The sequence below is a fragment of the Dyadobacter sp. CY261 genome, assembly GCF_021440085.1.
Classification (GTDB): domain Bacteria; phylum Bacteroidota; class Bacteroidia; order Cytophagales; family Spirosomataceae; genus Dyadobacter.
In genome coordinates, this window is the sequence record NZ_JAKCPW010000008.1 from 216,958 (window position 1) to 238,376 (window position 21,419).

Annotated in this window: 19 protein-coding genes; 8 read left to right on the top strand and 11 right to left on the bottom strand. The window is 48.0% G+C overall.

Annotated elements, in window-relative coordinates; all coding sequences use genetic code 11:
- Positions 1-253 precede the first annotated feature (253 nt).
- The 7 genes from LZD49_RS22340 to LZD49_RS22370 form a co-directional block, all read right to left on the bottom strand.
- On the bottom strand, positions 254-1,573 hold the full coding sequence (locus LZD49_RS22340; RefSeq protein WP_234669889.1) for an ABC transporter permease: 1,320 nt from the start codon (positions 1,571-1,573) through the stop codon (positions 254-256).
- Between the two features lie 28 nt (positions 1,574-1,601).
- Complete coding sequence (locus LZD49_RS22345) at positions 1,602-2,516, bottom strand: ABC transporter ATP-binding protein (RefSeq protein WP_234669890.1); 915 nt, start codon at positions 2,514-2,516, stop codon at positions 1,602-1,604.
- 151 nt (positions 2,517-2,667) lie between these two features.
- Positions 2,668-3,102, bottom strand: a complete 435-nt coding sequence (locus tag LZD49_RS22350; protein ID WP_234669891.1) for a hypothetical protein — start codon at positions 3,100-3,102, stop codon at positions 2,668-2,670.
- 141 nt (positions 3,103-3,243) lie between these two features.
- On the bottom strand, positions 3,244-3,648 hold the full coding sequence (locus tag LZD49_RS22355; protein WP_234669892.1) for a hypothetical protein: 405 nt from the start codon (positions 3,646-3,648) through the stop codon (positions 3,244-3,246).
- A 29-nt stretch (positions 3,649-3,677) separates the two neighbouring features.
- Positions 3,678-4,904 (bottom strand): alanine dehydrogenase, encoded by a 1,227-nt coding sequence (locus tag LZD49_RS22360; RefSeq protein WP_234669893.1) that lies wholly within the window; start codon positions 4,902-4,904, stop codon positions 3,678-3,680.
- A 47-nt stretch (positions 4,905-4,951) separates the two neighbouring features.
- Entirely contained in the window at positions 4,952-5,383 is a 432-nt protein-coding gene (tsaE, locus tag LZD49_RS22365; RefSeq protein WP_234669894.1) for a tRNA (adenosine(37)-N6)-threonylcarbamoyltransferase complex ATPase subunit type 1 TsaE, read from the bottom strand.
- Between the two features lie 55 nt (positions 5,384-5,438).
- Positions 5,439-6,725: a Gfo/Idh/MocA family protein gene (locus LZD49_RS22370; protein ID WP_234669895.1), complete on the bottom strand. Its 1,287-nt coding sequence runs from the start codon at positions 6,723-6,725 to the stop codon at positions 5,439-5,441.
- Between the two features lie 115 nt (positions 6,726-6,840).
- Between LZD49_RS22370 and LZD49_RS22375 the strand changes: the two genes are divergently transcribed.
- Genes LZD49_RS22375 through LZD49_RS22385 form a run of 3 tightly spaced genes read left to right on the top strand, consistent with a single transcriptional unit; the run spans position 6,841 to position 11,854 of the window.
- Positions 6,841-8,775 (top strand): heparinase II/III family protein, encoded by a 1,935-nt coding sequence (locus tag LZD49_RS22375; RefSeq protein WP_234669896.1) that lies wholly within the window; start codon positions 6,841-6,843, stop codon positions 8,773-8,775.
- Between the two features lie 8 nt (positions 8,776-8,783).
- Positions 8,784-9,734, top strand: a complete 951-nt coding sequence (locus LZD49_RS22380) for a sugar phosphate isomerase/epimerase (protein WP_234669897.1) — start codon at positions 8,784-8,786, stop codon at positions 9,732-9,734.
- Between the two features lie 23 nt (positions 9,735-9,757).
- A complete protein-coding gene (locus tag LZD49_RS22385; protein WP_234669898.1) occupies positions 9,758-11,854 on the top strand; it encodes a PQQ-binding-like beta-propeller repeat protein in 2,097 nt (698 codons plus the stop codon).
- Positions 11,855-11,858: 4 nt separating this feature from the next.
- Here the strand turns inward: LZD49_RS22385 and LZD49_RS22390 are convergent, their stop codons facing one another.
- Entirely contained in the window at positions 11,859-12,071 is a 213-nt protein-coding gene (locus LZD49_RS22390; RefSeq protein ID WP_234669899.1) for a hypothetical protein, read from the bottom strand.
- Between the two features lie 135 nt (positions 12,072-12,206).
- Here LZD49_RS22390 and LZD49_RS22395 point away from each other — a divergent pair, with 135 nt between their 5' ends.
- Positions 12,207-13,241, top strand: coding sequence for a Gfo/Idh/MocA family oxidoreductase (locus LZD49_RS22395; protein WP_234669900.1), 1,035 nt, complete (start codon positions 12,207-12,209; stop codon positions 13,239-13,241).
- A gap of 108 nt (positions 13,242-13,349) precedes the next feature.
- Here the strand turns inward: LZD49_RS22395 and LZD49_RS22400 are convergent, their stop codons facing one another.
- Entirely contained in the window at positions 13,350-13,718 is a 369-nt protein-coding gene (locus LZD49_RS22400) for a hypothetical protein (protein ID WP_234669901.1), read from the bottom strand.
- 467 nt (positions 13,719-14,185) lie between these two features.
- Here LZD49_RS22400 and LZD49_RS22405 point away from each other — a divergent pair, with 467 nt between their 5' ends.
- The 4 genes from LZD49_RS22405 (at position 14,186) to LZD49_RS22420 (ending at position 15,959) form a co-directional block, all read left to right on the top strand.
- Entirely contained in the window at positions 14,186-14,734 is a 549-nt protein-coding gene (locus LZD49_RS22405) for an RNA polymerase sigma factor (RefSeq protein ID WP_234669902.1), read from the top strand.
- Positions 14,735-14,745: 11 nt separating this feature from the next.
- Positions 14,746-15,126, top strand: coding sequence for a hypothetical protein (locus LZD49_RS22410; protein WP_234669903.1), 381 nt, complete (start codon positions 14,746-14,748; stop codon positions 15,124-15,126).
- Between the two features lie 137 nt (positions 15,127-15,263).
- A complete protein-coding gene (locus LZD49_RS22415; protein WP_234669904.1) occupies positions 15,264-15,524 on the top strand; it encodes a hypothetical protein in 261 nt (86 codons plus the stop codon).
- 30 nt (positions 15,525-15,554) lie between these two features.
- On the top strand, positions 15,555-15,959 hold the full coding sequence (locus LZD49_RS22420) for an Hsp20/alpha crystallin family protein (RefSeq protein ID WP_234669905.1): 405 nt from the start codon (positions 15,555-15,557) through the stop codon (positions 15,957-15,959).
- Positions 15,960-16,048: 89 nt separating this feature from the next.
- Here LZD49_RS22420 and LZD49_RS22425 read toward each other — a convergent pair whose 3' ends face one another.
- Both LZD49_RS22425 and LZD49_RS22430 read right to left on the bottom strand, forming a co-directional pair.
- Entirely contained in the window at positions 16,049-17,827 is a 1,779-nt protein-coding gene (locus LZD49_RS22425) for a RagB/SusD family nutrient uptake outer membrane protein (RefSeq protein ID WP_234669906.1), read from the bottom strand.
- Between the two features lie 39 nt (positions 17,828-17,866).
- Positions 17,867-21,055 carry a TonB-dependent receptor gene (locus tag LZD49_RS22430; protein ID WP_234669907.1) on the bottom strand — a complete coding sequence of 1,063 codons (3,189 nt, stop codon included), beginning with the start codon at positions 21,053-21,055 and terminating at the stop codon, positions 17,867-17,869.
- Positions 21,056-21,419 lie beyond the last annotated feature (364 nt).

A 21,419-nucleotide genomic window follows, 5' to 3' on the forward strand; every position in this document is an offset into this window, starting at 1 on the left:
AATTTGAAAAAGTTATATGCACGATGCGCAAAGATGGCGACTCTTTTTGAGCAGTTCTATCATTGATCGGTCAAAAATAGCAAAATTACCACAAGGGCAAGGCTTGGGGATTCTTAAAAAACGTTAAAGGAGGCTTTCGCCCCCTCGACCATCGACCATCGACCGCCGACCATAGACCATGGACCATGGATAAGCGTTTTGTAAAATAGCTTTGCGTGAATTTCATCGTCCATGGTCCATCGTCCATGGTTCCTTACTTATAAAATATCCACTTCACCAATTCCTTATAACTAACCTTCTTCCCATACATCAGAATCCCGACTCGGTAAATGCGGGCGGCGATCCAGGTGGTGCCTATAAATCCCAGGATGAGCAATACCATCGATAACGCTATTTCCCAGGCAGGTACACCGAACGGTATGCGGACCATCATGATGATCGGTGATGTGAATGGTATCATGGATGTCCAGAATGCGAGTGTACCGTCGGGATCTCGGAGGACGAACTGGGCAAAAACAAAGGAGAAAATGATGGGCAAGGTAATGGGCAACATGAATTGCTGCGTATCCGCATCGTTGTCCACGGCCGCCCCTACTGCGCCAAACAACGCGCTGTACAGCAAATAGCCGCCGAGGTAATAGAACAGGAAGCATCCCAGGATCAACGGAATATTGAGGCTTGCGACAGCGCCGAGGACTTCCACCACTGCGTTATCGACATTGTTGCCCTGCAAAGCCTGGTTGGGCACCTGGGTTTTCTGCATTTCTTTCGCCACCTGTGCCGATTGTTTTGACATATTGCTGGCCAAAATCGCCGAAGTGGCGCTGGTCAACGCAGTGGTAAGCAAAATCCAGAGCACGAACTGCGTCATCCCGACCAATGCCACGCCAATAATTTTGCCCAGCATCAATTGAAAAGGCTTGACGGAGGAAATGATCACCTCCACGATCCGACTGGTTTTTTCCTCGGTAATGCCGCGCATCACCTGCGTGCCGTAAATGAATACCGACATATAAATCAGAAATGCACAAATGCCGCCGATAACCGTTGCCGCGCCGGAACTACTCGTCTTTTCCCCTCCTTCACTCAAACTGATGGTTTCAGAATTGACATTCACCCGCGAGTCTTCGAGTATTTTATGAGTAATGCCTGCTTCCGCCAGTTTAATGTCCTCAATTTCCTTTTCGATAACCTTTTCGATCTCCGATTTGAGGTCCATGCTCACATTCTTCTCTGCATAAATGCGAACGTCCTTCGGCGCTTTGATCACATTGGCAGGAATGTACACCAGCGCGTTGGCACCACCGGCAGGGAATTCAGCTTTGGCCGAATCCAGGCTTTTGGTCGTAAATTCAAATTTCAGCGCCTCCGAATCTTTAAATTCGTTCTTAAACAATCCGCTTTCGTCAAGCACCTGAACTGTTTTGGTATCTACCGACCCCACGGCCACCCAGATTACTGCCGCATAAAAGCCCACAAAAAGCAGCGGTCCCAGCAGCGTCATCACCAGGAACGACTTCTTTTTGACCCTGACCAGGTATTCTCTCCTTAAAACCAGATATATATTTCGCATAGATTTCAGATTTAAATGAAATGTAACGCTAAGCCTCAGGGACTTCGTTAACTGCCTTCATGAATATGTCGCTCATGGTTGGGATATTCTCACCGAAAGCCCGGATTTCCACTTTCGGCAACAGATTCAGCAGCAATGCATTCGCACTGGATCCGCCATCGAGTTGGATATTGGCACGAAGGCAGCCGTCTTCGAGAACTTTCTGATCGAGTATTTGGTAAATCGCGTCCAGCTCGTCGAGATGCCCTTTGTATTCCACAAAATAAGTATGTGTCTTGAACTGCTCTTTAATCTCCCGCTTGGGGCCGTCGAGCACCTTGCGCGACTTGTGGATCAACGCAATATGGTCGCAAAGCTCTTCCACAGTTTCCATTCGGTGGGTCGAAAAGATAATGGTACTGCCCTTTTGCTTCAGCTCAAGGATTTCATCGCGGATGAGGTTGGCATTGATCGGGTCGAAACCCGAAAATGGTTCGTCGAGGATGATTAGATCGGGCTCGTGCAATACCGTCGACACAAACTGCACTTTCTGTTGCATTCCTTTCGAAAGATCGGCAACTTGCTTGTCCCACCAGGTTTTAATATCAAATTTGATAAACCAGGTTTTGAGTTTCTCCATCGCTTCTTTTTGCGAAAGGCCTTTGAGCTGGGCAAGGTAGAGCAATTGTTCGCCCACCTTCATCTTTTTGTAAAGCCCCCGCTCTTCCGGGAGATAGCCTATCCTCGAAATATGGCCGGGGTTGAGGGGAACGCCGTCAAAAAGCACTTCACCGCTATCCGGGCCGGTAATCTGATTGATAATCCGGATCAGCGAGGTTTTACCGGCCCCATTAGGCCCAAGTAATCCAAAAATACAACCCTTGGGAACAGAAATGCTGACGTCACTCAATGCTGTATGATTGGAATATTCCTTCGTTACATTCCTTACTTCTATGATGTTCATAAATCTAAAGACAGTGTAAGCGCAAATATGCGAAGTAATTGCCTCGTCCCTTGTCGCCGCAAGTACAAAAGCTTTATTTAACTGATTAATGGCAAAAATAAAAAGCGGACGGAATAATCCGCCCGCTTCCAAATGCTATAAGATCTGACCTTTATGCGTATTTCTCGCGGATCTGAAACAGAACCCAGAAACCGATGAGGCCGCCGATGATAAATCCGAAGATACTGAGCTGAATGAGGTTACTTACCAGGCCTACCAGCAAAGCATAATAAAGCAAGTTCCAGCCGGCCCTTTTTCGTGCTTTCAACGGCGAAAAAGCCATCAGGTACATCACAAGTGTTACAATGCCCAGGGCGATTGCCACGTAAAAGTTAAACCCGATACCTACGGAAGCACCTCCCATTCCAAAAACAGCCCCCCCAACGCCTAGGGCAGTTAATAAACCAAACACACCGATCACCGAGAGCACCAGAATAATGTAGGGGCCATACTGTACGAGAAACTCCTTAACACTATCGGAGAATGGCGGGAACTTTTGAAGGAAAATTGGTTCTAATTCTTTTTCAAGAGGCAGTTTTGATTCCATAGAAACGGGGATTTTAGCTGAATTTCAATTAATTGATCTTTAAAACTAAAACAAAATCCAGGAACCCGATCCCCACGACCTAGTAAGCGTTCCATCTGTTTATTTAGCGGCCTTCGACCACTTTTCCTTCGTCGCCAACCGCTAGTCTTCCGGATAAGGTACAAATACAAAACCCGAGAATTCTCCTATCAAAGCAAAAAGACAGCAGAACTCATCTGCGTTCTTGTAATTTTCTGTAAAAAGCGGCACCGACTCTTCGCCGATGAGCTTGCGATCGACAAACTCCTGCATATACGAAGCTTTGTAAACATAGTTGTTCGTCAGCTCGCTCGAATTGATAAGCAGTACGCCAAGGTCGATTTCGTTATTCGTTACCGCAAAAATCGGGTACTCCGAAAATCCACGCTTACGGATCTGATACGACGCTTCTTTAAGCTGGTCGGCCACTTTGATAAAATCCTGTGATATATATCCCATTAACTTCTGATTCAAATCCGGAGAATTTGCGTCGTCCATCAGGGTATTTTCATTGCTATTGTTGATCATCGTAATGGTATTGTGTACAAAAAACTGTCTCACATCCTCGCCGCGAGCAACAATGTCAGGTCTTTGTAACGCATGTTGAAACTTCTGGCGATATGTGAGTTGGTGAGCGTGCCTTTGTGGCAGTACACTCCTTTCATAAACCAACGATTGGCATAAATCATTTCCTCGATGCCTCCGATAGTGCCCGTTTGGAGTAAAAAAGGTAAAAATACATTGCTAAGTGCTGTACTCGCCGTATGCGCTACACGCGACGGGATATTGGGCACACAATAATGAATTACCTCGTTGTATTTGAATATCGGGTTCTTGTGGGTAGTCATCCTTGATGTCTCAAATGAACCGCCCTGATCGATACTGACGTCGATGATAACGGAGCCCGGTTTCATTTGCGAGACCATTTCGCGCGTTACCACCATCGGGCTCAATCCATTCTCGGCACGCATAGTACCAATAACCACATCCGCCCGGCCGATGGCCTCCGCCAGCGTATCAGAGTCGATAATGGACGTGTAAAGATTCTGCCCGATCGAGTATTTCAGCCTTTGGAGCCGGTAAATATGTTTATCAAAAACCTTCACATCCGCGCCTACGCTCAACGCAGCACGCGTGGCATACTCCGAGACCGTCCCTGCACCCAGGATCACGATCTTGGTAGGCGGTACACCGGTAATGCCACCGAGTATAATGCCCCGGCCACCATTGGGTGTCGAAAGATATTCCGCGGCAATCAGCAGCACAGTGCTGCCGGCGATCTCGCCCATGGCACGGATAATCGGCTTTCCTCCTACCTTGTCCTCGATCAGTTCGTAGCCAATACCGGTTATTTTCAGTTCATTGAGCTTTTCAAAATATTGCTTTTCCAGCGCCGGAAGGTTTAATGCAGAAATCAGCGTGGTACCGGCCTTTACGAAGCCAAACTCATCTTCCACCAGCGGCTCCACTTTTAGGATTACATTAGCCTGGTACACTTCCTTCGGACTGTGGACGATTTTTGCACCGGCTTCGCTGTATTCATGGTCAGATAGGTTGGCTCCCCTGCCAGCATCTTTCTCCACCCACACTTCATGCCCGTTCCTGACCAGGATCCCCACCGCGTCGGGTGTAAGCGCAATGCGGTTTTCCTGCAATGAAACTTCTTTCGGTAAGCCTATATGCAATGAATTCTGATCCTTACGGACCGCCATTAATGATTCCTGAGGATACAGCGCCGACTGTTTGGCGAGCTCTTCAAAACCGGTAATCTGAGGTTGTGGCATTGACTGGCAAAATGAAGTGTGAAACTTAACTGACTAAATGTGACCTCTTATACCTTGGTGACTTCCAATATTCTCATGCCACTTTCATCCGCCTCCAGATGCAGTCGCATATAATTTAGCGGCCAAAGGTCCTCTATTTTCCCCGGCCACTCGACAAAGCAGAAATTACCCGAATCCAAATACTCCTCGACACCCATGTCCAGGGCTTCTGTTTCGTCCTTAATCCTGTAAAAATCAAAATGATAGATTGTTTTCCCGCCCGCGTCATACTCATTCACCAGGGAAAATGTGGGGCTCTGCACGTGGGTGGTGACTCCGAGATGGTTGCATAATGCCTTGATAAGCGTCGTTTTGCCAGCCCCCATATGCCCTTCAAACAGCCAGACCGGTGTTTCCGCACCAAGTCTGAGAAGCACTTCCGAAACGTCTTCAAGCTCGTCGAGTTCCTTAAAACGAATAACCGTGGGCTGTCCAATCATGTTACAAAAATACACAATTTGGACAAACCATGACAATTTTATGCCCGAGCCGCCGTCATACTTTCCACTCTTTCCGCATGGCGCGGCCAAGTAGCTTATTAGCCTTTTTATCCCCATCGAATTGCTCTTTCTCCGGATCCCATTTGAGCGAACGTCCCAAGCCGTACGCGATATTCCCAACATTACATACCGAAGCCGTGCGGTGGCCGGTCTCGACATCGCAAATAGGCGGCTTCCGGGTTCGGATCGCATTCAGGAAGTCTTTGTAATGATTGGTACTGACATAAACACCTGCGTCACCAGCAATGAAAGCCTTGTCCTTCAGTGGTTCGGGAGTTGTTTTCAGTTCGCCGCGGGCTACGAAAACTTCGCCATCAGTGCCCACGAAATGGCAATGCGGTTTTCCTTCCATCGGCCGATGGATCATTTCAACGCCGTTCGCATATTTGTAAACAAGCCCTTTTCCGGGTTCTGAGTAAATCAGCTCCACCGGGCCGCTTCCATCCATATTCAACCCCCATTGCGCAATATCGAACATATGGGCACCCCAGTCGGTCATGCCGCCGCCGCCGAACTCTGTGTAATCCCGCCATTTGGGCCAGAATGTCGCCTCCATGGCAGGAGCAAGTTCATTATTGTAAGGCCGTTTGGTTTTGTTCGGGCCCATCCATAAGGCCCAGTCCAGTCCATCAGGCTTGGTTTCGCTTTTCAAATCCCAAACTTTGGGAGGTCCGCCTACATTCACATACACTTTCTTCACCGTTCCAATCGCCCCGCTTCGCACCAATTGAACCGCTTTGGTAAACTCAGGGGCCGAACGCTGCATGCTTCCCGTCTGAAAAACGCGGCTATGCTTTCTCGTCGCGTCCACCATAGCCCTACCCTCTTTCACAGTCAATGCAAGCGGCTTTTCGCAGTAAATATCCTTTCCCGCCTCAGCCGAACGCACGGCCATTGCTGCGTGCCAATGGTCCGGCGCGGCGATTACCACCGCGTCGATATCCTTGCGATCCAATAGCCCGCGGAAGTCCTTGATGCCGGTTGCAGCTTTATAGGTACCCTGGCCTAGCTTTTCGGTATACCATTTGTTAGTCGCATTCACGAATGTGTCCTGTTTGATCGAGTAAACATCGGAAGCCGCCACAATGCGGGTTTCCTGGGTATCCAGAAAGCGGTTGCGCAACCCGCCGCTCTGACGGCCGCAACCGATAAAACCCAATGCGATCATGTCGCTCGGGGCTTGGTAACCTCTGCCCAGGACGTGCCGCGGCACGATCATAAAAGAGGAAATGACAGCACCCGCCTTCAAGAAATCGCGGCGATTCAAACGGTCGGTATTCATATTTTTTCAAAAAATTATCCTGATTGAATTTAAATTAAAGGCCGAAGTCAGTGATTCTACTGGATAATGGAGTCTTATATCGAAACCGCATTCAAGTTCCTAAACCACAGCCATTATGATCCGAATACTCCTGGCATTTGCCGTGTTACTATCCTTGCGGGCCAATGCACAAGTCACCCAGCGTAACATTTTTGCTCAAAAGTATAACCAGGGTGCATTCAGCGAAGCCCTGATCCCACTCGACAAATGGGCTCCCTATCCCAAAACACCCGAAGAATGGAAATCCAAAACTGACCCTGCGGAATTGGCAAAAATCATTAAAGCCGGAGAAGAGGCATTCCAGAAACCCATTCCGATGGTAACTGCCAGCTTGTTGCTCGATTTTACCCGAAGCGGCGATCGTGAAAGACATGCCGCGGCGTCATTTGGCCGCCGCAACCAGCTCATGAACCTCGTCCTGGCCGAATCGGTGGAGGGGAAAGACCGGTTTATGGAGGCCATTGCAAACTCTGTGTGGGCCATTTGCGAAGAGACCTATTGGGGCGTGCCTGCACATTTAAGCACACAACGCGCCAAAAACGGCCTGCCGGATGTGGAAGATCCGACAGTGGACCTCTTCGGTGCGGAAACTGCCGCAGTACTCGCGCTCACCGATTATTTTTTAGGTGAAAAACTGGCTAAAATTTCGCCGCTGATCCGCCCGCGTATCTATTTTGAAACGAATAAAAAGATATTTGAGCCACTCAAACAACCCAATCGTTACGGCTGGCTCAGCACGACAAACCCGGTCAATAACTGGAACCCATGGATTGTTTCCAACCTGCTCATCGCTGACCTGCTCCTTGAAAAGGATGCGCAAAAACGTAGCGCTAATGCCTATCAATACACAGTTTTCCTCGACCGGTATTTCAACAGCCTGGGCGAAGACGGCGGCTGCGACGAAGGCCCCAGCTACTGGTTTGCCGCCGGTGCAAGCGCCTATGACGCACTCGCGATCCTCGAAAGCGCCACCGATGGAAAGATCGACATTTACGATAACGAGCTCATCCGCAAAATGGCCGCCTATGTGTACAAAGTGCATATTGCGAATGACTATTTCGTCAACTTCGCCGATGCCGATCCTAAGCTCAAACCGGATGGATTGATGCTCTACCGCTTCGGCCAAGCGGTAAAAGACCCGGAACTAACTGCATTCGGCGAATGGGCTTACGGTCAGTTCGGGGCGGTGACCGGCGGCAATGGCAACCAGCGCCCCAGAAAAGTCTGGAACCTGATGACCACCTCGAAGCTAAAACAAGACAAGGCTAAAACCTACAACCCTGTCGCCAATGCCTGGCTGTCGGACATTGAAGTACTCACGGCTCGTTCGGATAATGGCTTGTACCTCGCCACGCATGCCGGGCACAATGCCGAAAGCCATAACCATAATGACGTGGGTGATTTTATCGTATATGCCGACGGCGAACCGGTGATCGTCGATGCAGGTCGTGGCAATTACACCGCGCGGACGTTTTCTTCCAGAAGATATGAGCTCTGGTTTACCCAGTCGCAATACCATAACCTACCGATCGTGAACGGCTTTGGCCAACCTCCCGGCAAGCAGTTCAATGCGAGGAATGTAAAAAGTAGTGTTTCCGACAAAGAGGTTTCACTAGCGATGGACATCGCGCCCGCATACCCACAGGAAGCCGGTGTGCAGAATTGGAACAGGATCGTAAAGCTGAACCGTGCTAAAAATGTCGTCGAAATCGCAGACGATTATACGTTGAAACAGAACCCTGATTCTTTACAGCAGATATTTATGACCGTGTGCCAGGTTAATATGAGCACTCCCGGCAAAATCATGCTGACCACCTCCGGTAAAAAAACGGTTTCACTTACTTATGATCCGAAGAGCTGGACGGTTTCAACCGAACTTCCATCAACGGAAGGAATGGAATACAATAGCTTTAAAACCAAATGGGACGGCAATCCGGTTACGCGCATTATCCTCACCAGCAAGACATTAAAACCAAAAGGCAAACACAGTTTCGTCATTACTAAATCCTGAACAATTCTATGGATCTTTCCCGCAGAGATTTTCTCATCAAAAGCGCCTTCGCCGGCAGCATTATTCCGTCGCTGTCAGAGGATACATTCACCAGCCCGATCCACGCCGCAGCAGGTGATCTGAAAGTCAATATATTTTCCAAACACCTGCAATTCCTAAACTACCAGAACATGGCCGAAGTGGCCAAAGAACTCGGTTTTGACGGCATCGACCTTACCGTTCGGCCCAAGGGCCATGTGTTGCCCGAAAAAGTGGAAACCGACCTGCCCCTTGCCGTGGAGGCAATGAAAAAAGTTGGGCTCGCGCCGCAGATGTTCTGTACGGCAGTTGAAGACGCGACCAATCCAGTCGACAAAAGACTGCTCGAAACGGCGGCCAAGCTGGGTTTCAAATATTACCGCATGAACTGGTACCGCTATAACGAACAGAAAGCCATTCCCGAACAACTAGGCGAACTCAGTACCAAAATGGCAGGGCTAAGCCAGCTGAATGAAAAGCTCGGAATTTACGGCTGTTACCAGAACCATTCCGGCCGGATGGTAGGTGCTTCGATGTTCGAGATCTGGCAAATCCTTCAAAAAGCCAATCAGAAAACAATGGGCGCTCAATACGATATCCGCCATGCCACGGTCGAAGGCGGCCTTTCCTGGCAAACGGGTTTCAATCTGATCCGTCCGCATATCAAAACCATTGTGATCAAGGATTTTTATTGGGAGAAAAATAATGCCGGTAAATGGGCTGTAAAAAGCGTACCGCTGGGTGAAGGAATGGTTGATTTTAAAACCTATTTCAAATTATTGAAAGACTTGAAGGTAGACGTTCCGATTTGTCTGCACCTTGAATATCCGCTGGGCGGGGCTGATCAGGGTGCATTTGAAATTACAGTGGACAAAAAAGTAGTTTTCGATGCGATGAAGCGTGATTTGGCACGTTTGAAAGAACTCTGGGCAGCCGCCTGAAACCGTTTCCCAGCCCACTTACCATGAAACTAACACCCATCCTCCTCACGGCTTCATTTGCCGCATTATGTGGCTTTGTGATCAGCACACAACCGGCAGATCATAACTGGCCCGAATACAATGGCGACGGCTCACGCAGCCATTATTCAGCATTGAGCCAAATTACAAAAGCTAATGTAGCTCAACTGAAAGTGGCCTGGACCTACGCATCAGGTGGTGCGGATACCGTACGGAACCGCACACAAATGCAATGCAACCCCATCATCATCGACGGCATTTTGTACGGTGTGTCGGCGGGAATACAGGCATTCGCAGTAGATGCGGCCAATGGCCAGGAGATTTGGAAAACGAATTTGACCGATAATGGCGGCACGCTGAGCCGCGGGGTAACGTACTGGACGGATGGGAATGAGAAGCGTATTTTTTTCGGAGCTGGAAAATATATTTATGCATTAAACGCAGCCAATGGATCACCGATCATGACATTCGGCGAAAATGGGCGTATTAATCTGAAAGATGGTATCGACCGCCCTGGCGCGGATGATTATATTACTTCCAATACGCCAAACACCATTTATAAAAACCTGCTCATCACCGGTGCACGGGTCAATGAGTCGGAAACGGCCCTACTCGGCGACGTACGTGCATATGATGTGCACACGGGGAAACTGGCCTGGACATTCCGGACGATTCCGGCCAAAGGTGAATTTGGTGCGGATACCTGGCCTGCCAATGCGCGTGAAAACTTTGGCGGTGCCAACGCCTGGGCCGGTATGGCTATCGACCGCGAGCGTGGCATTGTTTATATTCCTACGGGCTCGGCCGCTTACGATTTTTATGGAGGTAATCGTCCGGGCAATAACCTCTTCGCTAATTGCCTTATCGCGCTCGACGCCGCTACCGGCAAGCGCCTCTGGCATTACCAGCTCGTACATCACGACATCTGGGACCGCGACCCGCCCTCCCCGCCTAACCTCGTTACCGTTACACACAACGGCAAGCGAACGGACGCAGTTGTGCAGGTTACCAAGCAGGGCTATGTCTTCGTTTTGGACCGGGTAAGCGGAAAAGCGCTGTTTCCAATTAAAGAAACCGCATTTAATTTCCGAGCTATTGAAGGGGAAAAGGGAAGCGCAACACAGCCTATCCCGACATTGCCGGTTCCTTTTACACGGCAGCAATTCACAGCAGCCGATTTCAATTCCTTCGTTGCCGACCGGGATTCCCTTGTTCAATTGCTTTCCAAGGCTAAAACAGGCAGCGCCTACATTCCCATTACTTCCAACATGACCATTTTCTATCCGGGAACGGACGGAGGGGCACAATGGGGCGGCGCAGCGACGGACCCGAATGGCATTATGTATGTGCCTGCCAAGGAAATACCGGTTTATACTTCGCTGGTAAAAAAGCAAGTCCCGAAGAAATCCGGAAGTGTAACCGGTGCGCAACTGTACCAACTGCATTGCGCAGCATGCCACGGTGCCGACAAGATGGGAAACCACGATGGCTCCTACCCTTCACTCGCCAATCTGGAAAAACGGCTTAAACCTGCTCAAATCGAAGCTATTTTGCGAAGTGGTCGGGGTATGATGCCTTCATTCACGCATATTTCCGATGCGGAGAAGAAATCTGTTATCGCTTACCTCACCAACCAGGGAGACAAGGAAAGCATCACGATCGACTCCAAAACACAGGTTCCTTATCAGCATACCGGCTATAACCGGTGGTACGATCGCAATGGTTATCCCGTAAGTCAGCCGCCATGGGGCACGCTCACCGCCGTTGACCTGAATACCGGTCAAAGAAAATGGCAGGTTCCATTGGGTGAATACAAGGAATTAACCGTCAAAGGCATACCACCTACCGGTACCGATAACTACGGCGGCCCTTTGGTAACCGCCAGCGGCCTGATCTTCATCGCCGCCAGCCGCGACGAGCAGTTCAGGGCATTTGATAAGGAAACGGGTAAAATTTTATGGCAAGCGGGACTACCTGCTGCCGGATATGCCTCTGCCAGCACCTATTCAGTGAATGGCAAGCAATATGTTGTCATTGCCTGTGGTGGCGGGAAGTTGAATACGAAGTCAGGCGACCGATATGTGGCGTTTGTGTTGCCTTGATGTACTATTTCCACAGAATAGTCACCATATCCTGATAATCTGCGAATTTCCAGTCTTGTGTGATAATTGTGTAATTTTCAAGAAGTATGTGTGTGTCGATGAGATAGTTGGTCATTTTCAGGGAAATCCAGAGATCGTCCACTCTATCGATCAGCTCTTCATTTTCCAGGCTGGCGATTTTCGCAGTAATCTCTATTTTCTTTTCCTCCGTTGTCATGGCAAAAGGCATTGATGCTAGTCAAATATAACGTTAATGAGTCGAATCTGAAATTGCAATCCTTAACTACATGGCCGGGCTCCTTGCTCATTTTTATCAGACGGTTACCTTTGTGCCAAAGCAAAATTTTAAACTATGCCTTCAAAAATTCTCAATGTCGGTTTAATCGGTTTCGGTTTGTCGGGGCGGTATTTTCATTCGCCGTTCCTGAGCACCAATCCTAATTTCAAAATCAAAACGGTGGTCGAAAGATCCAAAAACGAGGCGCAGGAATTCGACCCGTCTATCGGCAATGCCCGGTCGGTGGATGAGTTGCTGAGCGATGAGGCCATTGATCTGGTTTTCATCTGTACGCCCAATGACACGCATTTCGAATACGCATTGGATGCACTCGAGAATGGCAAGCACGTTGTGATTGAAAAGCCATTTTCGGCAACAGAAGAAGAAGCTCGGCAATTGGTAGAAGTGGCTAAGAAAAAAGGATTGGTACTGACAGCCTACCAAAACCGCCGTTGGGATTCCGACTTCCTGACAATCCAGAAACTGCTTGAAGAAGGCAAGCTCGGCGATGTTATCGAGTACGAATGCCGCTACGACCGCTATCGTGAAGCAGTAGCAGGTTCATGGAAAGAAAGGGCGGTTCCGGTAGGAGGAAATGTGTATAACCTCGGCCCGCACCTCGTTGATCAGGCATTGGTATTGTTCGGCGAGCCGGAAACCGTGACCGCAGATATCAGAATCGTTCGCCCGAATAGCGAGATCGACGACTACTTCGATATTCGCCTTGGATATCCGGATAAGTCGGTGATCGTCAAATCGAGCCTGATGGTATATGAAAACCATTTGCGCTATGTACTGCATGGAACAAAAGGCTCATTTATCAAAGGTGGCCTGGATCCTCAGGAAGAGACATTGCGGAAGAATGTGTTGCCAACCGAAAAGCCCTGGGGCGTGGAGCCGGAAAATCGCTGGGGGAAACTGTACAGCGAGGCGTTTACAGGCATTGTCGAGAGTGAAGCTGGTGACTATGCACCATTTTATCAAAATGTTTACGATGCGATCGTAAATGGCGCCGAGCTGGCGGTGAAGCCGGAAGAGGTGCTGCGGACCTGCCGCGTCATTGATCTGGCATTCCAGAGTAGCAACGAGAAGAAGGTAATGGCTTACTAAAACAGCCGGGATAAAAAGCAAAAAGGCAGTCCAAAACGGACTGCCTTTTTTGATGCCTCAACAAGCCGGCCAATCTTGCCGTCAAGCGGCGCGTTCAGCGCGTAAATGTTATTTGATAACTGCTGTTACCTGACGTTTTGTTTCAGTAGAAATCGCGAATGGCTTGGTAGTGATTTCGCTGCCATTGTTGATCACGAAGCTGTAATTTCCGTCTGCCAGGTTCGACAGGTCGAAAATTTTCGAGTAGTTTTCAGCCTTAGGAATTGAGGTGCTGTAAACGATTGTTCCTGTGTAATCTTTGATAACCAGCGAAGATCTTTCTTTTACGCTTTCAAGAGACAGTTTGAATTTCAATTCACCACCTGAAACGAGCTCGATAGATGCAGCGTTGTTTTCTTTTGCTTTATCAGCAGCGATTGAAAGATTTGCAGTTGATACTCCCACCAGAACTGCAATTGCTAAAATAGTTTTTTTCATTTTATGTTAATGTTTAATGTCTAATTCAATGTCAACAATTTGTACTTTTCAGGCATTTACCTTTCTAAGTTCTTAAAGCAGCTTTTCTTCGTTGATTTCTGCTCTTTGGACATTACAAAGGTACCCAACATTGTGATTAAAAGTCAACAAGCACCATTTAGAGTAGTGAAAGTTCTTTTTTCAATGATGCATTAATATTGGAATAATTATACGTTTCTACAAAAAATACAGTAAGTCGTTTGAAATTTGCCAGTTCTATAAGAAAAGTACAAATACCTATATTTGTACTTTTCTTATATTTTTAAATAGTATACAATGTTAATGGGCTTTACTGCCAAAACCTTCGGGAAGCTAAATGCCGTTGACTTCGTGTTCATTGAGGTATTTGCGGCAAAAAAATCCCATACGATTTAAAGTATTATGTCATGCTCCACGTCTGCCATCCCAGTAACCGTTAAGAACCTCGCTTGTCGCAGAAAAAGCCAAATATCATCCAAACCGTCACCTCCTATGGCAAGCAGTTGCTGGGATTTATACGGCAGCGCGTTAATACGGACGAGGATGCGGAGGATATTTTGCAGGATGTATGGTATCAACTGAGCACGGTTCCGGAGATAGAGGCGATAGAGCAGATGAGCAGTTGGCTCTACCGGGTGGCACGCAACCGGATCATCGACAAATACCGGAAACAGAAGCCCGATTCACTGGAAGATTACAGCTATGAAGATGAAGACGGCGAATTCCGTTTTAAGGATATCCTTCTCGCCGACGACAATACGCCGGAGACAGCCTATTTGAAAGACCTGTTCTGGGAACAACTGAATCTGGCATTGGACGAACTCCCGGAGAATCAGCGGCAGGTATTCATATGGAATGAGCTTGAAGACCAGACGTTCCAGGAGATCGCTGATCGTACCGGAGAAAATATTAAAACATTGATTTCCCGCAAACGCTACGCCGTGCGCCATCTGCGCGAACGGCTGGAAAGCGTGTACCGGGAGTTTGTAAATTACTAAATTTGTTGACCATGATGAACCCGCAAAACAGAGGTAGAAGATTTCGGCTTGCGGTGCCGGTTTTTGTCCTGATCGCAGCATTCGGCCTTGGCGCGATTGTGCAATGGCTTTGGAACGCCATTCTTCCCGCAGCAGCCAATTTCAATCCTATTAGCTACTGGCAGGCGGTAGGATTGTTTGTTTTGTGTAAAATACTTTTTGGAAGTTTCAGAGGACGCGACCATCACCGGCATCCACCCAAATGGGGCAGGTTCAACAGGCGTTTCGGTAAGGAAGCACGTGAGGAAGCACTTGCCTGGAAAAGCAAATGGATGAAAATGACAGATGAAGAACGCACTCGGTTTCGCCAGGAAATGCGAAACCGATGGAGAAAACCACCTGAGAACAGATAATGAACGATCCAGCGACCCGGCCTCCCTGCCGGGTTTATTTTTTTCGGATATTTAAAGTATTTCTCCCCATTGTCCGTCTGCAAGAACATAGCCACAAAATGTGCGCATTATTCATCTGGACTAAATTAATCAAAACCATGTTCATCGTCATTTCAAAAGTAATAGGGGCGGCGGTACTGGGCGGCTTGCTGCTGTTCGCTATTCCCTTCCTGATCTTTAAAGCATTATTTTTCTTTCTTTTTCTCGGACTGATTTTCAGACTAATCTCAGGAAGAAGACGCTATCGCAGGTGGAGGCAATATCACACCCATTTTTATGATTATCCCAATCATCTATCCGGTGGCCGGGAGCGGGAATACCTGACTGATCCGTTCCGGTACAGCCCTCAAAAGATTTAATCAACTATCAACTAAAAACCATTTAATATCATGTGTAATAACAGATTCGGACACCGTGGCTTCGGGATGCGCCACGACTTCCACGGACGCGATTTCGGCCCACATCGCGGGTATAAAGTGCCTGTCAACATTCTCAAAAATAGCGACAGCTACGAAATGCTGATATTTGCCCCCGATCGCAGCAAGGAAGATTTCAACATCAGGATAAAAGGTTTTGAGCTCAGTATTTCTTATGAGTTCAAAGACGAGCTGCGCGAGAAGCGCAACTGGATCCGCCAGGAGTTTGATAAAACGTCATTTGAAAGAACATTTATGATCGATGACAGTGTTGATACCGAGAACATTCGGGCCGAATATAACAACGGCATTCTCCAACTTGTTTTACCGATTGTGCCCGGTGCGGAAAAACCTTCGCACGACATCAGCGTCAACTAGAAACCAGTTACATGCAATAAGAAAGCCCCTGCACATATGCCGGGGCTTTTCTGATTACAAACGCTTAACAAATACTGGTTTTAACCAAATTATTTATAGGCAGGGTCTTGGACAAGAGTAGCCGCACCTGCTTTGTAGGATCGGTCGATCGCTTCCTGCGGAATCGGGAAAAATTCATTTTTGCCCTTGGTAAAGACCGCTCCTTTCTTATAAACTCTTTTATTAGCTTCCACTGTGACGTACGCATTCAGCACCTCGGCGGCAATGCCCCAGCGTTGGAGGTCGAAGAAACGGTGACCCTCCATTGCAAATTCCAGACGGCTCTCAAAACGTACCGCTTTACGTGCCGTGGTGGCATCTGTCCAGGGCTGGTCATACGTTTTGATCACATAATTCGCCGCCGGCTCATTCAAAACGGTGTAATCATCCCTCGATTTCGGACCTTGAACTGCCTTTTTCACAAAACCGGCAGGATTCGCAGCACGGGTACGGATCTGATTAACCAACTTTCTCGCATTTTCAAGATTACCCAATTCCACATCGCATTCGGCCAACCAAAGCAATATCATTCCATAGCGCATAATGCGGTAATTGTTGCTCGAAAGGTTACCCCAGCCATTGATACCAAAGCCAGCCTTTTCGGAAATGTGTTTTTTAGGAGAATAGGGTCCCGCATAAGTTTGGTCACGGATAAAGTCGCTTCCGTGGATCTTAAAGTCCTTGAATAAAATTCCGCGCCGGCCTACTGTCTGATCGAGACGTGGGTCGAGCGTACCGGTATAAGGTTCAAATGGATCGGTGTACTTCAAACCCTGATCGTTTTTCACATCGCTGTCATTGAACGTATCTAAAAGCGGCAGACCGTTTGCGCTGGTTTTAAATGCATTCACGAGGTTTTGCGATGGCTGGTAAAATCCGCAGCAACCCCATGGATCAATGTAAGGGTGTGCCAAACCAACTCCCGCATCGGCAGCATCGCCGGAGGCGCTGGAAACTGCATATTGGATCTCGAAGATTGATTCGGCGTTGTTACGAGTTCCGATCAGGAAATTGTCCTCGAATTTGGGCGCCAGTGTAAATTTGCCGGAAGCGATGATCTGTTCGAGAATAGGCTTGGCTTTTTGCAGGACAGCCACATTGGCAGCGCCAGTAGAGACATTCCAGCCCTGATACATATATGCTTTGGCCAGGAAAGCCAGCGCAGCCCATTTTGTCGGACGGCCCACCTGCGATTGCGCCTCGGGAAGGCTTTCCGAGGCTGCCTTGAAATCGGCTTCGATCATCGGCCATACATCTTTGTCGTTCGGAATTTTGGTACTTTCCAGGTCGTCCAGCTTGTAAATCGTTTCGTCGATGTACGGGATCGTTTTCCACATTTTCTTGGCTTCAAAATGGAACAACCCGCGGAGGAACCTCGCTTCGGCGATAATTTGCTTCCTACGGGCGTCGTTCACTTCCGGCACTTCTGCCAGGGTATTGATCACATCGTTGGTACGGGCTACCCCCTTGAACAAACCACGCCATTTGTTTCGGATGTGGTTATTGGTGGGTTGAAAGTCATATTTTTCGATAAACGACTGTTCTGGCTGGTCACCGGCATCGGTCCCTTTGTAGGAGTCATCGGAGGCAAGCCCACCGAAAACCCAGCTTTGAATGTCATTATTCCAGGAGTCCTGACCGTCGAGACCTTGCCCGTCGATCATGGCGTAGGCCCCTATGAGCAGGCCTTCCACTCCCGAAGGCGTTTTGAGGGCCGTCGGGCTGTATTGGCCCTGTGGATCGCGACTTAGAAATTCGTCCTTACAAGCAGAGACTATCCCGATCGCCAGCCCCACCGAAAGCATATATTTAAAGATTCTCGTATTCATATATTTTGAATAAGTTAAGATCAATAGGAAAAACCGGTGTCAGAATGATACGTTAAGGCCTACCAGGAAGGTCCGCGATACCGGCATGTAACCGCCATCGAAGCCCAGCGTGCGGTCCTCACCTGTCTGGATTTCGGGGTTCAGACCACTGTAATTGCTAACTGTAAACAAGTTTTGCCCCTGCACGTAGATCTGCGCATTGCTAAAACCAATCTTCGCTGCAACCGTTTTAGGTAGAGAGTATGTGAGCTGGACGTTTTTCAGACGGAAATAGGTGCCTTTTTCAACAAAATAGCTGGATGGGCGGCTGCTGATCTGGTCGTCTGCATCCATGATGGGCACAGTACCTTCCTTGTGGTCGGGCTGCCATGCATCGTACAACGCACGTTTGGCACGGTTACCCTGGAATGTGTTGAAATCTGTAAAATAGCGCAGATAGCTAAATATCTCATTCCCCACCACACCATTACCAAAAATGGTGAGATCAAAGGCTTTATAGCCGATATTTACATTCACACCATATACAAAATCGGGGTGCGGGTTACCAATAACCGTACGGTCGTCGTCGGTAATTTTTTTATCTCCATTGATATCAGCAATTTTGAACTTACCCGCCTTATTATAGGAGCCGTAAGGTGCCCATGCTTTGGCTTCTTCATCCGACTGGAAGATACCCAACACTTTGTAGCCATAATAGGAGGAGATCGGCAGGCCCGCCTGTGTAAGCGTCACCGAGGGCACACGCGATCCCGCACCGAAGTATTTGGTATTATCACTTTCGTCGAGTTTATCCACGGTATTGCGGTACATCGAGTAGTTCACGGAAGCACCGTAGCGTAGTTCGCCTTTCATGGCTGTGTTGCGATATGACAACCCAAGGTCGATACCCTTATTGGTCATTTGGCCAACATTAAAAGAAGGCGCATTGGCATCACCCGCCGTGTAAGTGATCGGGGTCGAGAACAGCATATCGGTTGTCTTCCGGTTCCAGAAGTCCAGTTCAAGCGTCAACGCGTCGTTCAGGAAAGTTGCATCCAGACCCAGGTTATTGGACGTGGTGGTTTCCCATTTCGCATTAGGGTTCCCAAAAGAGGCCGCATCGTAACCAATGGTAGGTTGGCTGCTTGACCCATCGATCGGGTAACCTGCATTGAAGATGTTGGCACGATAGGTTGTGTAAGCGTTGTAGTCCCCGATTTTTTGATTACCGGTTTTACCCCATCCATAACGCAGCTTCATATCATTAATAAAGCCGGCGGATTTCATGAAATTTTCATCCGACAACCGCCATCCTAAGCTAAATGCTGGAAATACCGCATTTCTGGAAGCCTGCTGGAAACGCGAAGAGGCGTCATTACGCAAAATGAACTGGACCAGATACTTGTCAGCATATGCGTAGTTAACCTTTCCAAATTGGGAATAGAGGCTGTAATCACGGTTCACGCCGCCAAAGTTGGTCGCCTTCGTCGCGTCACCCAGGTTCAGATAATTGATAATGGCAGGAATTTCAAAAGCGTAACCAGAACGGCTGGCCCCAAATTCCTCAGCAAACTCCCGGATCGCTTCCACACCGACGTATGCGTCTACCTTGTGGTTTGTACCAAAATTCCGCGAGTAGCTCAAAGTATTCGTCCAAACCCACTGGTATGAATAATAATCTGTTGAAGTGGAACCATTGTTGAAGCTTCCTTCGACGTATTCGGGGTTAGCACGACCAATGTAACGGCCTCTTTGGCTCACGCCGTCGATACCAAGACTTGTTTTAACGGTCAGGTTGGGGATAATATCAAACTCTCCGTAGACATTACCAAAAGCCCGCAAACGGTAAGTACGGTTGTCCTGCTCGCGGAAGAGCGTAGCATATGGATTGGAGTTGTTTCCGAGGTTAGCGCCGCGAGAACCTGCGAAATTGCCTTTGATATCATAAATAGGTAGCAAAGGATGGTGTTTGTAACTACCCGACACCGCATTTTGTTCCTGGTTGTTCCCAAAGCCTCCCTTCCGGTTATCAAACGAAACCGCAAGGTTTTCTCCTACCCGGAAACGCTTGTTGGCGGTCGAGAACTCTGTATTGGCCCGAATGGTGTAGCGGTCGTAACCAATGAATTTCACGACCCCGTCCTGACTAAAATAACCAACCGACAATGCATAGCGGCTGTTTTCCGTACCACCGCTGGCAGATAACTGATAATTTTGAATGGGTGCTGTTGATGTGAGTTCTCTCCACCAGTTGGTGTCCGCGGCCTTGGTTATCGCATAAATGTTACCTGGCACGAGGGAATATTTTGCGGGGTCAACGTCCGGAGTTCCTTCTTTGCCTTTGCTCGGGAACACATAGTCCGGCAAGGTAACTTCCCCGTTGGGACCAAAAGTGTATTGTCCGTGCGAAGGCGTTTTTCCTGCATACTTATCAGCCAGGTACAGGTATCGGCCCAATTCTTCGGAGTTCAGCGCTTCCACTTCCTTGTACGCCTTTTGCGTTCCATAATAGGCATTGAACGAAATCACCGGCTTGCCGATCTTACCGCGCTTAGTAGTAATAATGACCACACCGTTGGCCGCACGTGAACCATAAATTGAGGCGGAAGACGCATCTTTCAAAATTTGTATCGTCTCGATGTCGTTCGGGTTCAGGTTGCCCTGGTTTTCAGTCGGCACGCCGTCAATAATGAACAGCGGGTCGTTGTTACCGATTGTACCGAACCCCCGTATACGCACTGTGGCGTTACCACCGGGTGTTGCGTCATTCACAATGTTCAGACCTGATGCCCGACCCTGCAATTGCTGTGCAAATGTAGTGGCAGGAACAGATTGCAGGTCCTTCGCATTCACAGTTGTTACCGAACCGGTAATGTCACGCCGCGACTGGGATCCGTATCCCGTCACGATCACCTCTTCCAATGCGCTGACATCGCTCGTCATCGTTACGTCAATAATCGTCCTGTTACCGATTGCCACATCTTTGGCGGTGTAACCAATGAACGAAAAGACAAGGATTTGAGCGCTCGAAGGCACTTTAATGGAATATTGACCATCAGCATCCGTCGTAACCCCAATCGTGGTGGAGCCTTTTAATGTGACTGACGCGCCTGGCAAACTCGACCCCGATTGTTCATCCATCACCTTTCCGGTAATGGTTATGTCCTGGCCGAAGCTAACGTAAGAGGTGAGAAAAAGAAGCACGCAACACAACAGCCTGCTTCCCAGGTGAAGGTAATTTTTTTTCATCGTATTTAGTCAGGTTAATATAGTTATGCAATCCAAAAATATCGATTTGAAATCATTAAATAATCTAATATTCGTAAAATATATTCAAATAAATATTTAATTGTATTATTTCAATTCCACTATGAACAATAAATTGATCTTTTCTAAGAAATTAGGCACTTTGTGTATGCAATTTTAATCTCATTTTAATGTCAAAATACAGTTAAAATCCGTTTAAATTATATAAGTGTCAACCGAACAAATAACACAAAATCAATGATTTATAATAAATAACCGGTTACAAAAAGTCTCTAAAATAGTTGTACTAAAAAGATAAAATAGCTAGATGCCACGGTTTGGAACATTAAGACAGATTATTAGATAT

Excerpts from the sequence above, each read along its gene's own strand:
- LZD49_RS22340 (WP_234669889.1), bottom strand. The coding sequence starts at position 1,573 with ATGCGAAATATATATCTGGTTTTAAGGAGAGAATACCTGGTCAGGGTC.
- LZD49_RS22345 (WP_234669890.1), bottom strand. The coding sequence starts at position 2,516 with ATGAACATCATAGAAGTAAGGAATGTAACGAAGGAATATTCCAATCAT.
- LZD49_RS22350 (WP_234669891.1), bottom strand. The coding sequence starts at position 3,102 with ATGGAATCAAAACTGCCTCTTGAAAAAGAATTAGAACCAATTTTCCTT.
- LZD49_RS22355 (WP_234669892.1), bottom strand. The coding sequence starts at position 3,648 with ATGATCAACAATAGCAATGAAAATACCCTGATGGACGACGCAAATTCT.
- LZD49_RS22360 (WP_234669893.1), bottom strand. The coding sequence starts at position 4,904 with ATGCCACAACCTCAGATTACCGGTTTTGAAGAGCTCGCCAAACAGTCG.
- tsaE (WP_234669894.1), bottom strand. The coding sequence starts at position 5,383 with ATGATTGGACAGCCCACGGTTATTCGTTTTAAGGAACTCGACGAGCTT.
- LZD49_RS22370 (WP_234669895.1), bottom strand. The coding sequence starts at position 6,725 with ATGAATACCGACCGTTTGAATCGCCGCGATTTCTTGAAGGCGGGTGCT.
- LZD49_RS22375 (WP_234669896.1), top strand. The coding sequence starts at position 6,841 with ATGATCCGAATACTCCTGGCATTTGCCGTGTTACTATCCTTGCGGGCC.
- LZD49_RS22380 (WP_234669897.1), top strand. The coding sequence starts at position 8,784 with ATGGATCTTTCCCGCAGAGATTTTCTCATCAAAAGCGCCTTCGCCGGC.
- LZD49_RS22385 (WP_234669898.1), top strand. The coding sequence starts at position 9,758 with ATGAAACTAACACCCATCCTCCTCACGGCTTCATTTGCCGCATTATGT.
- LZD49_RS22390 (WP_234669899.1), bottom strand. The coding sequence starts at position 12,071 with ATGACAACGGAGGAAAAGAAAATAGAGATTACTGCGAAAATCGCCAGC.
- LZD49_RS22395 (WP_234669900.1), top strand. The coding sequence starts at position 12,207 with ATGCCTTCAAAAATTCTCAATGTCGGTTTAATCGGTTTCGGTTTGTCG.
- LZD49_RS22400 (WP_234669901.1), bottom strand. The coding sequence starts at position 13,718 with ATGAAAAAAACTATTTTAGCAATTGCAGTTCTGGTGGGAGTATCAACT.
- LZD49_RS22410 (WP_234669903.1), top strand. The coding sequence starts at position 14,746 with ATGATGAACCCGCAAAACAGAGGTAGAAGATTTCGGCTTGCGGTGCCG.
- LZD49_RS22415 (WP_234669904.1), top strand. The coding sequence starts at position 15,264 with ATGTTCATCGTCATTTCAAAAGTAATAGGGGCGGCGGTACTGGGCGGC.
- LZD49_RS22420 (WP_234669905.1), top strand. The coding sequence starts at position 15,555 with ATGTGTAATAACAGATTCGGACACCGTGGCTTCGGGATGCGCCACGAC.
- LZD49_RS22425 (WP_234669906.1), bottom strand. The coding sequence starts at position 17,827 with ATGAATACGAGAATCTTTAAATATATGCTTTCGGTGGGGCTGGCGATC.
- LZD49_RS22430 (WP_234669907.1), bottom strand. The coding sequence starts at position 21,055 with ATGAAAAAAAATTACCTTCACCTGGGAAGCAGGCTGTTGTGTTGCGTG.